This is a genomic window from Pseudomonas sp. FG98, from assembly GCF_057808595.1.
Genome location: NZ_JBMDIJ010000119.1, coordinates 1 through 13339, shown reverse-complemented (window position 1 = coordinate 13339; position 13339 = coordinate 1). Strand labels below are relative to the sequence as shown.

General features: G+C 64.6%; 13 protein-coding genes. 4 read left to right on the top strand and 9 right to left on the bottom strand.

Features of this window, described 5'->3' with window-relative positions; genetic code table 11:
- Positions 1-189: 189 nt before the first annotated feature.
- The 6 genes from ACODSK_RS30590 to ACODSK_RS30565 all read right to left on the bottom strand — a co-directional run bounded on the left by ACODSK_RS30590 (position 190) and on the right by ACODSK_RS30565 (position 6690).
- Positions 190-1599, bottom strand: a complete 1410-nt coding sequence (locus tag ACODSK_RS30590; RefSeq protein WP_489021588.1) for a methyl-accepting chemotaxis protein — start codon at positions 1597-1599, stop codon at positions 190-192.
- Positions 1600-1825: 226 nt separating this feature from the next.
- Positions 1826-2758 carry a SphA family protein gene (locus ACODSK_RS30585; protein ID WP_489021586.1) on the bottom strand — a complete coding sequence of 311 codons (933 nt, stop codon included), beginning with the start codon at positions 2756-2758 and terminating at the stop codon, positions 1826-1828.
- A 36-nt stretch (positions 2759-2794) separates the two neighbouring features.
- Entirely contained in the window at positions 2795-3328 is a 534-nt protein-coding gene (locus ACODSK_RS30580) for a flavin reductase family protein (RefSeq protein ID WP_489021584.1), read from the bottom strand.
- A 12-nt stretch (positions 3329-3340) separates the two neighbouring features.
- Complete coding sequence (locus ACODSK_RS30575) at positions 3341-4579, bottom strand: styrene monooxygenase/indole monooxygenase family protein (RefSeq protein WP_489021582.1); 1239 nt, start codon at positions 4577-4579, stop codon at positions 3341-3343.
- A gap of 71 nt (positions 4580-4650) precedes the next feature.
- Positions 4651-5436: an SDR family oxidoreductase gene (locus ACODSK_RS30570; RefSeq protein ID WP_489021580.1), complete on the bottom strand. Its 786-nt coding sequence runs from the start codon at positions 5434-5436 to the stop codon at positions 4651-4653.
- Positions 5437-5439: 3 nt separating this feature from the next.
- Positions 5440-6690: a dienelactone hydrolase family protein gene (locus tag ACODSK_RS30565; protein ID WP_489021578.1), complete on the bottom strand. Its 1251-nt coding sequence runs from the start codon at positions 6688-6690 to the stop codon at positions 5440-5442.
- A gap of 261 nt (positions 6691-6951) precedes the next feature.
- Between ACODSK_RS30565 and ACODSK_RS30560 the strand changes: the two genes are divergently transcribed.
- Positions 6952-7467, top strand: coding sequence for a hypothetical protein (locus ACODSK_RS30560; protein ID WP_489021576.1), 516 nt, complete (start codon positions 6952-6954; stop codon positions 7465-7467).
- 29 nt (positions 7468-7496) lie between these two features.
- Here the strand turns inward: ACODSK_RS30560 and ACODSK_RS30555 are convergent, their stop codons facing one another.
- On the bottom strand, positions 7497-8003 hold the full coding sequence (locus tag ACODSK_RS30555; RefSeq protein WP_489021574.1) for a GNAT family N-acetyltransferase: 507 nt from the start codon (positions 8001-8003) through the stop codon (positions 7497-7499).
- A gap of 61 nt (positions 8004-8064) precedes the next feature.
- Positions 8065-8406, bottom strand: a complete 342-nt coding sequence (locus ACODSK_RS30550) for a winged helix-turn-helix transcriptional regulator (RefSeq protein ID WP_489021572.1) — start codon at positions 8404-8406, stop codon at positions 8065-8067.
- Positions 8407-8513: 107 nt separating this feature from the next.
- On the opposite strand from ACODSK_RS30550, the gene gstA reads away from it, so the two are divergent.
- The gene (gene gstA / locus ACODSK_RS30545; RefSeq protein ID WP_489021570.1) at positions 8514-9122 is read left to right on the top strand and encodes a glutathione transferase GstA; all 609 of its coding nucleotides are present in this window, start codon (positions 8514-8516) and stop codon (positions 9120-9122) included.
- Positions 9123-9183: 61 nt separating this feature from the next.
- Here gstA and ACODSK_RS30540 read toward each other — a convergent pair whose 3' ends face one another.
- Positions 9184-9852: a GntR family transcriptional regulator gene (locus ACODSK_RS30540; protein ID WP_489021569.1), complete on the bottom strand. Its 669-nt coding sequence runs from the start codon at positions 9850-9852 to the stop codon at positions 9184-9186.
- Between the two features lie 198 nt (positions 9853-10050).
- Between ACODSK_RS30540 and ACODSK_RS30535 the strand changes: the two genes are divergently transcribed.
- Both ACODSK_RS30535 and ACODSK_RS30530 read left to right on the top strand, forming a co-directional pair.
- Complete coding sequence (locus ACODSK_RS30535; protein WP_489021567.1) at positions 10051-11790, top strand: IlvD/Edd family dehydratase; 1740 nt, start codon at positions 10051-10053, stop codon at positions 11788-11790.
- A 67-nt stretch (positions 11791-11857) separates the two neighbouring features.
- Positions 11858-13207: an MFS transporter gene (locus ACODSK_RS30530; protein WP_489021565.1), complete on the top strand. Its 1350-nt coding sequence runs from the start codon at positions 11858-11860 to the stop codon at positions 13205-13207.
- Positions 13208-13339 lie beyond the last annotated feature (132 nt).

Genomic DNA, 13339 nt, shown 5'->3' with positions numbered 1-13339 from the left:
GACACAGACACTGTGGGAGCTGGCTTGCCAGCGATGAGGCCGGTCGAGACAAAGAAGTTGCCCAGTCTGACCTCATCGTCGGCAAGCCGACTCCCACAGGGGCCTCGGCAAGCCACAGGATCTGTGTCCGACACAGACACTGTGGGAGCTGGCTGGCCAGCGATGAGGCCGGCACAGCCAACAACCTTCTCAGCGATCAAAATACCGCGCCAGATTCAACAACCCCTCCGCCTGGCGCTTCAACTCATCCCCAACCCCCTGCGCCACCCGCGCCTGCCCGGCACTGCGACCAAGGGCATCGACATTGCCCTGCAACTGCTCATCCAATAACTGCACCACCTGCTCCTGCTCATGCATGGCCACGGCAATCTGCCGGCCCAGGCTGTCGACCCCGTCCAGCCGCTCGGCCACCGAGGCCAGCGCTGCGGTCACGTTGTGCACCTGCCCGGCACTGGCCCTGGCCAGTTCCTCGCACTGCCGGGCCACCTCGCGGTTGCGCCCGTTGGCCTGCTGCAAGCGCTCCAGCAAAGGCCGGATGCGCGCCGTGGCGTCCTGGGTGCGTGCCGCCAGTTGGCGCACCTCGTCAGCCACCACGCTGAAACCCCGCCCCGCTTCCCCGGCCCGTGCCGCTTCGATGGCGGCATTCAACGCCAGCAAGTTGGTCTGGCTGGCAATCGCATCGATCAGGCTGGTGAAGCCCTCGATGGCCTCGACCTCCTGCGCCACATCCTGCGCTGCCCGGGTGCTGGAGTGGATCGCCCGCTCCAGCGTGCCGAGGGCGTCATGGGCCTCGCCGGCATAGCGCCGACCATCACCCGCCAGCAGGCTGGCCTCGCCGGTGGACTGGCTGGCGTTCTGCACATTGCGCGTGACCTCCTGGATGGTCGCCGCCAGTTCATGCAGCGCCGTGGCCACCTGCTGGTTGGCGTCACGCTGGTGGTCTAGCTGGAGCGCCTCCTGGCGGATCATTCCGGCCATGTCCCGGGCCTGCCCGTCGAGCCCCGCACCGGCGCTGCTGATGCGTACCAGTGCCGCCTGCAAGCGCCGCTCTTCGCTGCGCAAACCCCAGGCCACCCGGGCCAGGCTCGGGTCCTCATCGAGGAAACCGGACAGCCAGGGGTCGCTGCACACCTTGGCATGTTCGTTGAGCAAGGCAGACAGACGCCAACGCAGGAACACCTGGGGCAAGGCGCCGGAAAGCACTGCCCGCAATCTCCGCCACGCGCCAGCCGGCGCTCCCTGTCGAGCGATACGCCGGTAGCCACGCCGCACCGCCGCGATCCGCGTCTCGTCCAGGGCGATGAACACCGCGCCATACCCACTGACACCCGCCGCGCCATGCACCGGCTTGATATACAACTCCAGCCACAGTTCACCGCCGTCGCCCCGGCGATGACACACCGGTCCCAGCCACGGCCGGCCGCTGGCCAGGGTCTGCCACAGGTGTTCGCTCAAACGCCTGGGCACCAGCGGGTGCAACAGCTCATCCAGATGGACCGGCTGCGTGCCGACCAGCCCGTGGGCCGTACGAAATTCCTCGGTAAAAAACTGCAGCCGCCCCTGTAGATCGGTACGGCAGATCAACCCATCGAAAGCCATGGCAAACCTCAAAAAAAAGGCCTGCCAGCGAAGCACAGGAATCTACCCATCCCGACCGAATGGCACGCCCCTGTGGGAGCGGGTTCACCCGCGATTACGGTGGTGAATCCACTGACGCAATCGCGGGTGAACCCGCTCCCACAAGCCCGTGCTTGATCAAGAAAAGTAGATGCCCCCATGCACCAAGGGCAGGCCAAACACTGAACCAGGCGCGCACTCGCCTCGATCAGAAGTGGTGGATGTAACGCACCTGCAGCCGCGAGCCGTCCGGACGGTTTTCCACGTCCTGCTCGAAATAGGCGTTGAACACCAGGTGGTCGTCCTTGGAGAAGCTGTACATCGCCCCCGGCCCGATGGCCCAGACCTTCTCCCGGCGCCCGGACACTTCATGGCCGTCCACCTTGGTGTCGCTGATCTGCTTGAGCCAGTAGCCGTTGACGCCGAGGCGCAGTTGCGGGGTGACCGCGTACTCGGTGGCGAAGTTGGCGTGCAGGGCCTGGCCGGCCTGGATATCGCTGGCGTCGCCGAAGCCGTAGTTGGGGTCGTGGTTCTTGAAGTTGTACAGGTAGTGCGCGCGCAGCGACGCGGTCCAGTTCGGCGTGAACCAGTAGGTCGCCGCCCAGTATGGGTTGAACGACACCGCGTTGTTGCCCGGGTTGATGTCCTTCTTGTCGCTGTACTCGCCGGTGGGCAGGTTGACCTGCAATTCGATGCGATGGACGAAGCGCGGACCATCCTTGCCCATGATCGGGTCGAACTGGATGAACGGCCCGATCAGCCAGTCGCCTACCCCGCCCTGGTCCTTCAGGGCGGCGTTGTTCAGGCCGTCATCCACCTGCATTTTGGTAACGATGGGCAACACGGTGTTCAGGCCCAGGCTAGCGTTGCCCAGGCGCAGGTCCGAAAGGTAGCTGACCTGGGTCACTGCTACCTGGTAGTCCAGCTCGGTCTTGGGCAGGCCGAGCTTGTCGCCGTTCTTGTCCACCAGCCGGTTCGAGCTGTAGTTCTGAAAATACTGTTGCAGGTACCAGCCCGGACCCGCCGGCAGGCCGCCGTCGAGAAAGCTGGTCAGGCCGAGGTTGACCACCGGCAGGTCGTAGGCCTGGGCGGCACCGCTGCCCAGCGCGAGAACGCAGACCAGATTACGGATGTTGTTCATGCAAGGCTCCTAATGTTGTTTTAGGTGGCAGGAGACTCAACGGCCGAGTTCGGGGTGCGCGACAGCGACCCGGTACTGCCCGGCGTGGAAGACCAGCGGTTCTCCGCCGCTGTGTCGGTAGTGCTCGATTTCGCCGAGGAAGATCAGGTGATCGCCGCCCTCGTACTGGGTCAGGTTGCGGCACACCAGGGTGGCGATCGCGCCGTCCAGCAGCGGTACCCCGGCTGTGGCCTCGACATGCTCGATGCCGGCGAACTTGTCCGCCGCCGGCCGCGCGAAGTGCCCGGACAGGCCGTGCTGGTCGCTGCCCAGCACGTTGATGGCGAAGTGGCTGGCGGCGAGGAAGTCGTTCACACTCGGCGCCGTGCGCGCCAGGCTCCACAGCACCAGCGGCGGCTCCAGCGATACCGAGGAAAACGAGTTGGCGGTCATCCCCACCTTGCGCCCGTCGGCGCCACGGGTGGTGATCACCGTGACCCCGGTGGCGAACTGCCCGAGCAGGTTGCGCAGGGCGCGGGGCTCGCTGCTGTCGGCGGCGATCAGGTCGCCGGGCAAATGCATTGCGTTCATGCTCATCGCTCCTCAGGCCGCTTGCGCGCACAGCTTGTCGACGAAGGCCTGGCAGGCCTGGGCATCGAACCACCACGGCGCGAAGCGGCGCGGGTCGTCGAAGTTGTTGGCGATGACCGAGGCCAGTGCCTGGGACTGGCCGGCGGCACCGAGCAGGTTGAGCAGGTGCTCGGGCGGCGGCAGCAGCATGCTGTTGGTCCAGCCGACCACATGCTGGGCGTAGTCCCAGTAGCGCTCGAAGGTCTGCTCCATCCACTGGGTGGTGAAGGCCTGGTCGCCGTGGGCGAGGATCGCGTCGAGGTAGACCTTGCTGCACTTGGCGGCGTTGTTCGAACCCTGGCCGGTGATCGGATCGTTGACCACCAGGGCATCGGCCATGCCGAACACCGGCAGGCCCGATGGCAGTTCCAGCACCGGCTTGCGCACCATCGGCGTGAAGCGCCCGGCCAGCACGCCGCCAGCATCGGTCAGCTCGACGTTATGGCAGCGCTCGGCCTCCCACGGCACGAAGCGGCGGATGATTTCCAGGCTGCGTTGCAGGTGCTGCTCGGGGGTCTGCACGTCCTGCCAGCAGTCCATCGGACCACCGGGCACGCCTTCGAAGACCATGATCTCGCACGGCCCGCTGAGGGTCAGCGCGGGGAACACGAAGTACTCGCCGACCCCGGGAATCAGGTTGAAGGCCACCCGCGAATAGGGCGACATCGGCGTCATGCCCTTCACGTAGGTCAGGGCCAGGGCGCGCTGCGGCTGGCTGAAGCGGGTGCGCTCGGCGTCCTTGGGGAACTGGTTGACGATCTCGCCCTTGCCGGCGGCCAGCAGCACCAGGTCGTGGCTGGCGGCCAGTTCTTCCAGTTCCTTGATGCCGACATCGGCAATATTCAGCTCGCCGCCACGGCGGACGAACTCGTCCATCCACGCCGGCATCTTCAGACGCTGGTCGACGGCCTGGGCGTAGCGCTCCAGGCGCGCGCTCCAGTCGATCAGCTTGCTGCCCGGCTGCTCCGGTTTCGGCACGCTGAGGCCGATGCCTTCCACGGCCGGGCACTGTTCTTCCCAGAAATTCAGGCCCAGGTCCCGCTCGGTCTGCAGGGCGGTGTTGAACATGCACTGGCTGGACATCACCTTGCCGGCGCGGATCTGTTCAGCGGTACGGTTGGTGGTGATGCTCACCTGGTAGCCCCGGGCAAGCAGCCCGAGGCCCAGTTGCAGGCCGGCTTGGCCGGCTCCGACGATGGCGATGCGACGCATGGCGTGTCTCCTGTTGTTCGATTGTTTTTTTGCGGAAAGGAAGGCGCCCCGCACGCGCTGGAAAAAACCGTTCATTCGGCCAGCCGCGGAATGGCGGGTACGTTGCGTTCCGGGCCCATCACCGAGTAGCCGCCGTCCACCGCGTAATCGGCGCCGGTGACGAAACTGGCCGCCGGCGAGCAGAGGAAGGCCACCACCTGGGCCACCTCCGCCGGATCGCCCAGGCGCCCGAGCAGGTGATAGTCGGCGGCGACCCGGTCGGCCTTGTCGCGGTCGCCGCCGCTGACCTCGGCGATCACCCGCGACCAGGTCCAGCCCGGCGACACCGAATTGACCCGGATGCCATCGGCGGCCAGGTCCATGGCCATGCAGCGGGTCAGTTGCTTGATCGCCGCCTTGGACACCGGATACAGCCAGCGCCCGGTCTGCGCGCAGCCGGCGGAAATCGAAGTGAAATTGACCACCGTACCGGCGGTGGCCTTGAGCTCTTCGTGCAGCGCGCGCAGCAACTGCACCGCCGACACCAGGTTGATATCCAGGGCGCGCAGCCACTCGCTGCGGTCGGAGGCCAGACCCTGGTCGAGGTAGCTGCAGGCCAGGTTGACCAGCATGTCGACCCGGCCCCAGCGCTGCGTCACCGTGCCGACGGCGTCGCTGATGGCCGCGTCGTCGGTCAGGTCCAGGGCCACGAACAACCCCGCCTCGCCGAAACGCGCCGCCACTGCCTCGCCCTTCGGGTCGATATCCAGCAACGCCACCTTCGCCCCGGCCGCCACCAATGCCTCGGCCACCGCCGCCCCGATCAGGGTCGCGCCGCCGCTGATCACCGCCACCTTGCCTGCCAGATTCATCGTCATGGCTCAGCCCTCGATCGGCAGGTTGGCGCTGCTGTCCCAGCTGGGCATCAGGGTGTTGGACGGCAGGCTCTCGTCCAGCAACTTGTGCGCGGTCACCGCCCCGGCCACCGGCAGGCCGGTGGGATCGAGCAGGCCGACCTGCACCAGCACGCTGGCCTGGTCCCAATAGATGTGCTCGTGGTACAGCTTCGGCCCGCGGAACTTCACCACCCCGAGCATGGGAATCTCGACGAAGCGCCCGGTGGGTGCCACGCCGGGCAGCAGCCAGTCGATGGCCTGGTCGTGGGTGAAGCTCATGATGAATTCATCGACGATCTGCGACGCACCGACGGTGCGCGAGATCGGCGTCAGGGCCATGTCCTTTGGATTGCCGTGGACGAAGTGGTAACGATAGAAACGCGCCAGCTCGCGATAGCCGACCCCGCCGGTCATGGTCGGGATGTGGTTGACGTAGGGCTCGGGGACCATGGTCGCCATGGTTGCCGGCACATCGCGGGTATCAAACTCGTGGCGGATATGTTCTTCCCACAGCGCCGACAGGTTGTAGTCCGGGCCGATGGTGCGGCGCAGCGCGGCGATGCTGCGCTCATGGGCGAGCAAGGCGGAGGGCTTGTGGAAATGATCGCCGGCCGGGCGGGCGAAGGCGTGGTCGACGCCGGGATAGACATAGGCCTCGGTGGCGGGTTTCTGGTTCAGCGCGGTGATGATCGCCTCGCGGGCGTCGGCCTGGCAGAACTGGTCCAGCTCGGCAAAATGCAGGACCAGGCGGCCGGTCAGGCCTTCCAGTTCATGCAGCGCGTTCTCGATGCCAACACCGTAGTAGCCGACGGCGCAGGCCACCTCGGGCAGGCGGCAGGCCGCCAGATAGGCCAGCTTGCCACCGAGGCAGTAGCCGACCACGCCGAGGCCATCGTCGGTGCACACGTCCAGCGTCTTGAGATGGCGCAGGCTGGTGGCGATATCGCGGATGCCCAGTTCTTCGTCGAAGGCCTGGTACAGGGCGAAGGCGCGCTGGAAATCCGCCTCGGTATAGGCCAGGTCGACGCCCGGCTCCTGGCGCCAGTACAGGTCCGGCACCAGCACGGTATAGCCCTCCTCCGCCAGTTGATCGGCCACGGCGCGCATGGCCGCGTTCACGCCGAAGATCTCCTGGCACAACACCACGCCCGGACCACGGCCGTCGACGGAGGTGGCGAGATAGGCCTGGAAGGAAGCGCCGGTGTCGGCGGTGAGGGTGAGGTAATGGCCCTTCATTGTTATGTCTCCAGTGGCTGGGGTGTGGAGACATGGTGGGCGGTTGCGCGGAGGGAGGCTGTCCGGTGGGTGCGGGGAATGTCCGGAGAGTGCGGAAAGTTGAACAGGCAGTGCAGCGCGGTCCAATCACCTCGAGCGCATCGGCTTCATGGGCATCAAAAAACGGTGAGGCGGTCGGCAGATTCGCCACCCCGTCTTTCACTGCAAACACCGGACTGGCTTAGAATCCGCGCACGGTGTCCCGGGGGTCGCTGGGAAGCCGTGCTGAATGAACTGTGGATTGGCCTTTCATGGACGGAAATTGTGAGCAGTAAAGCAAAGGTATTTCGCAGGTTCGCTACAGCCCCGCTACTGGGCGGCTTTGTCTTCGGTCTGGTGATCAACTTCATCACGCTTCTCGCCCTGATCCACAGGCCCAGGATCCTGCAAGGGATGTATCCGGGCGAAGGCTTCCTGCTGATAATTGCCTACCCGATACTGGCCGAGGTCCTGTTCCTGCTGCCCAGCCTGCTCACCGCGTGGATCGCCATACTGCTGAAGCTGTCCTGCAACCTCAGAGGGTGCCTGACCGCCGGGCTGATCGGCGGCGTAACAGCGGCGGCCTGGTACCTTGGGTGGTTGTTGTGGTTTCAACGGAATACCCCTCTCAACCTGCTGCCGTCATTACTTGAGGGGATTGCTGCGTTCGTCGGTACAGTGCTGGTTTGTACCGTGGTGTCGGGCTATTCGCTGCCGGGTTCTGATAACCAGCAGCCTCAAGTGGGTGAGCTTGAGTGATCTATTGCCGACCACTCACTCGGGCCTTATCACTCGGCGGCATCGAAAGACGAATGGTACTGCACCGCCCCCTCCGGAACCTCGCCAGCAAATGGCAACGCCTGGAAATATTCCTGAGGAACCCCAGGCAACACCAACCCGGCCTGAACCTTGAAGCCGAAACGGCCGTAGTAACCAGGATCACCCAGCACTACGCAGCCAGCAGCACCCTGCTGTTGCAGGTCACTCAAAGCCGCCTGCATCAGCGCTGAACCAATCCCCCTGCCCTGCCAGTCAGGCAACACGGACAAAGGCCCAAGCCCATACCACCCCGTTGCACCGGAAGAGACGGTGACCGGAGAGATAGCAACGTGTCCAACGACCAGAGTGTTTTCCTCGGCAACCAGCGACACCGTTAACTGCCCGGTGTTGCGCAATGCATCGACGATGAAATGCTCGGTATGACTGGTGTGTTCCGCGTGCTCGAACGCGGCAATGGTGACCGCCGCAATCTGCTTGATGTCTTCGGCCCGTTCGGGACGGATAGTCAGATCCATGATGGGTACTCTTGAATATTTTGGCCGAGCATAACCTGAGCCATGGCCAATGAGTTATCGCTCACTCCGCGACCGAGAGCTCAACCTCGGGCCTGGACTTCAACCACAAGCCGAAGGTTTTCACCACCTCCACCACCGGCCGCAGCCTTTCACCTTCAACACTCAAGCAATACTCCACTCGCGGCGGCACCTCGGGATACACGGTCCGCTCGATCAACCCCGCCTCTTCCAGCGCCCGCAGTTCCAGGGTCAACACCCGCTGCGAGATCTGCGGCATATCCCGGCGCAGTTGATTGAAGCGCTTGCTGCCGTCGAGCAGATAGGACACCAGCAACAAGCGCCAGCGGCCGCCGATCAGGCGCATGGCTTCTTCGATCGAGCAGCCTGAGACGTTCTTCTTCATGACGGACTCCAGGTAACCTTTTTGTGCCCCGGCCACAAAAAAGTGCGTTCTTATGCGCCGCGCCGGACTGGGGAATACTGCGGGCTCATTCCACAGAAGAGCCCCCGATGAAACTCTACTTTGCCCCCCACGCCTGTTCACTGGCGCCGCATATCGTGCTGCGGGAACTGGAGCTGCCGTTCACCCTGGTCCGGGTGAACAACCAGACCAAGCGCACCGCCGATGGCCGTGACTTCTACCAGATCAATCCGAAGGGTTACGTGGCCGCACTGGAGCTGGTCGATGGCACCGTGCTGACCGAGGGCGCGGCGATTCTACAGTACCTGGCCGACCTGCGGCCCGAAGCAGGCCTGGCGCCGCGCAATGGCACGCTGGAACGCACGCAGTTGCAAGCCCAGCTGAACTTTATCGGCAGCGAGTTGCATGCCGGGATGGGGCCCTTGTTCAGTGACGAGATTCCGGAGTCGGTGAAGGCGCTGTTGCGCGACCGACTGGCCAAGCGCCTGAGTTTCATGGAGGGGGTTCTGGCCGACAGCGGCCATGCGTTTGGCGATCGGTTCAGTGTTGCCGATGCCTATCTGTTCACGGTGCTCGGGTGGTCGGAGCGGCTGCGAGTGGGGCTGGATGCGTTCCCGGCGATTCGGCAGTTCCGCGAGAGCGTTCGGCAGCGTGCGTCTGTTGTCGACGCGCTGCGGGCGGAGGCTGGACTTTTTTAGCAAGATTGCCGGGGGCCAAATCAAAAGAGATGCAGATCCCCCGGCAGCGATGAGGCCCTGGCTACTGACCGGTCCTGCGGTGATACGCCGCCACATAGGTGTCGCGAGAAGGCTTGAGGTGATCGCTGCACAGTTGGGCCAGGCGTTCAACATCCTCCTGCTGCAAGGCATCGATGATTGCCCAGTGCTCGCGACGGGCCCGTTCCAGTTGCTCGGCCACCACCAGTGACGATGAGCGGACCGAGTGGGCGCGCTGGGCGTGATCCTGGATCGCCGCGACCAGTACCGGGTTGTCGGACAGGCCGAAGAGCAATTCATGAAAGCGCATGTTGGCCCGGAAGGCGCCGCGCAGATTGCCGGACTGCACCATGTCGTCATGCAACCGCTGAGTGGCGATCAAGGCGTCGAGCGCGCCTTGCGCGACCGGAAACCTGATCAGGCGCACGCACTGGCACTCCAGCAACTCGCGCACCGCATACAGATCCTCGACTTCCTTGGCGGTATACGCCTTGACCAGCGCGCCGACATTGCGCTTGCGCTCCACCAGCCCCATGCGCTCCAGCTCCACCAGCACCTGGCGCACCACATGGCGCTTGAGGCCAAAACGCTCCAGCAGATCGTCTTCCACCAGGCGTTCGCGAGGGTGGAGGAAGCCCAGGACGATTTCTTCTTCAAGGATGCGCACGGCCTGTTCGAGGCCGGTGGAGGTTACGGTTTCGGCGAGTTGCATGGGTTGATGCCTTGGCACTGCGGGTTGGTCAGGCGTCGAGACTGCCACAAATCCGTGCCCTTCGCAGCAGGAGGCACAAGGCAAGGCGAATGATGAAGGGCACTTGCGCAGTGCCGTCGATCGTGGTTTTATCCGCCCCAACGGATTATCAATAATCCTGTCGACGATAAATCCAATAATTCACCCCTAGGTGACCTCATGCCTGATAAATCCCCCGTCATCAAGCCGACCGGCATCCGCAAGGGCCTGACCAATTACGGCGATACCGGCTTTGCCCTGTTCCTGCGCAAGGCCTTCATCAAGGGTGCGGGCTACAGCGACGATGCCCTGGACCGCACCATCATCGGCATCGCCAACACCGGCAGCGGCTACAACCCGTGCCACGGCAACGCGCCGCAACTGATCGAGGCGGTCAAGCGCGGGGTCATGATGGAGGGCGGGCTGGCCATCGACTTCCCGACCATTTCCATTGCCGAGAGTTTTTCTCAGCCCACCAGCATGTACCTGCGCAACCTGATGGCCATCGACACCGAGGAAATGATCCGCGCCCAGCCGATGGACGCGGTGGTGCTGATCGGCGGCTGCGACAAGACCGTCCCCGCCCAACTGATGGGCGCGGCCTCGGCCAATGTGCCGATGATCCAGCTGGTCACCGGCTCGATGCTCACCGGCGGGCACCGTGGCGAGCGGGTCGGCGCCTGCACCGACTGTCGTCGTTTCTGGGGCCGCTACCGCGCCGAGGAAATCGACGAGCAGGAGATCAGCGAAGTGAACAACAAGCTGGTGGCCAGCATCGGCACCTGCTCGGTGATGGGCACGGCCAGCACCATGGCCTGCATCGGCGAGGCGCTGGGCATCGTGCTGCCGGGCGGCGCCACGCCGCCGGCGGTAACCAGCGACCGTATCCGCGTGGCCGAAGAAAGCGGACGCCGCGCCGTGATCATGGCTCGCACCGGCCTGACCCCGGACAAGATCCTCACCGAGCAGGCCTTCGAAAACGCCCTGCGCGTGCTGTTGGCCATCGGCGGTTCGACCAACGGCATCATCCACCTGACCGCGATTGCCGGGCGCATGGGCTACGAGATCGACCTCGAAGCCTTCGACCGCATGAGCCGGGAAACCCCGGTGCTGGTCGACCTCAAGCCCTCGGGCCAGCACTACATGGAAGACCTGCACCGCGCCGGCGGGCTGCAATCGGTACTGCGCGAACTCAAGTCATTGCTGCACCTGGACGCCATGACCGTCAGTGGCCGCACCCTCGGCGAAGAGCTGGACGACTTCCCCCAATACAAGCAGGACGTGGTGCGCAGCTTCGCCAACCCGATCTACCCGGCCGGCGGCATCGCCTTCCTCAAGGGCAACCTGGCCCCGGACGGCGCGATCATCAAGCAATCGGCGGCCAACCCTGAATTGATGGAGCACGAAGGCCGCGCCGTGGTCTTCGAAAACTCCGAGGACATGGCCAAACGCATCGATGACCCGGACCTGGACGTCAACGCCGACGACGTGCTGGTGCTGAAGAACATCGGTCCGATCGGCGCCCCCGGGATGCCCGAGGCCGGCTACCTGCCGATCCCGAAAAAGCTCGCCAGGGCCGGGGTCAAGGACATGGTGCGGATCTCCGACGGGCGCATGAGCGGCACCGCCGCCGGCACCATCGTCCTCCACGTCACTCCCGAAGCCGCGCTCGGTGGGCCATTGGCCCTGGTGCGCAGCGGCGATCGCATCCGCCTCAGCGTGCAGCAGCGCAGCATCGAGTTGCTGGTCGACGATGAAGAGCTGCAAGCGCGCCGGCGTGACCTGAAGCTGCCCACCCCGGTGGATGCCGAGCGCGGCTATCGCAAGCTGTTCTACGAGCAGATGACCCAGGCCGACAAAGGCTGCGACTTCGAGTTCTTGCGCGCGGCGCAGATGATCGCCCGGGTGCCGGCCAAGTAAGCCATTCGATCCGCCCTGCCGGCGGCGCCTGGACGCCGCCGGCCACACAATAACAAGAGGCACCGCCATGACTGCGCAACCCACCCGCATTCGCTATGTGATTCTGCTCCTGCTGTTCCTGGTCACCACGATCAACTACGCCGACCGGGCCATCCTGTCGATTGTCGGCTCCTCGATGCAAAAGGAACTGGGCATCACCCCCGTGCAAATGGGCCTGCTGTTCTCCGCCTTCGCCTGGGCCTACGTGCTCGGGCAGATTCCCGGCGGCTGGCTGCTCGACCGCTTCGGCACCAAGCGGGTGTATGCCTGGAGCATCTTCCTCTGGTCCACCTTCACCATCCTGCAAGCCACGGTCGGCTGGTACAGCGTTTCGGTCGCGGTGATCGTGATGTTCGTCCTGCGCTTCATGGTCGGGCTGGCGGAGTCCCCGTCCTTCCCGGGCAACAGCCGCATGGCCGCCGCCTGGTTCCCCTCCGCCGAACGCGGTACCGCCGCCGGCATCTTCACCTCCGCGCAGTACTTCGCCACGGTGCTGTTCGCCCCGTTCATGGGCTGGATCGTCTACACCTTCGGCTGGCACTACGTGTTCGTGGTGATGGGCGGCCTGGGCATCATCATGACCGGCGTCTGGCTGAAAACCGTGTACGCCCCCAAGCAGCATCCGCGTATCAACCAGGCCGAGTTGCAGCACATTGCCGAGGGCGGTGGCCTGATCGACATGGACCAGGCCGGGGTGAAGAACGACGCGCCCAAACCGAGCTGGGCGAGCTTCAAGCAACTGCTGGGCAACCGCATGATGATGGGCGTGTTCATCGGCCAGTACTGCATCAACACCCTGTCCTACTTCTTCCTCACCTGGTTCCCGGTGTACCTGGTCCAGGACCGTGGCATGTCGATCCTCAAGGCCGGCTTCATCGCCTCGATCCCGGCGGTGTGCGGCTTCCTCGGCGGGGTGTTGGGCGGGATCATTTCCGATGCGCTGATCCGCAACGGCAGGTCGCTCACCTTCGCGCGCAAGGCGCCGCTGGTGCTGGGCATGCTGATGTCCACCAGCATGGTGGCGTGCAACTACGTGGACGCGGAATGGATGATCGTGGCGATCATGGCGCTGGCCTACTTCGGCAAGGGCTTCGGCGCCATCGGCTGGGCCGTGGTCGCCGACACTGCGCCCAAGCCGATTGCCGGCCTGTGCGGCGGGGTTTTCAATGCCTTCGGCAATACTGCCGGGATCACCACGCCGATCATCATCGGGCTGATCCTGCAGGCCACCGGATCGTTTGAAATCGCCTTGGTGTTCGTCGCGGCCAATGCGCTGCTGGCGATGTTCTGCTACCTGGTGGTGGTGGGCAAAATCCAGCGCATGGACCTCAAGCAGGAGAGCCATGGCAGCCCTGTTCCCAGTGGTGCATCGAGCTGAATCCACCTGTGCTGCGCGGTACAGGTGGGAGATTCCATGGCGGCAGACAAGCAGGTTGATGTTGTGCCGACTGGCCCCATCGTCGGCAAGCCGACTCCCACAGGGTTCTGGGCCAGCCACAGTATCTGTGCT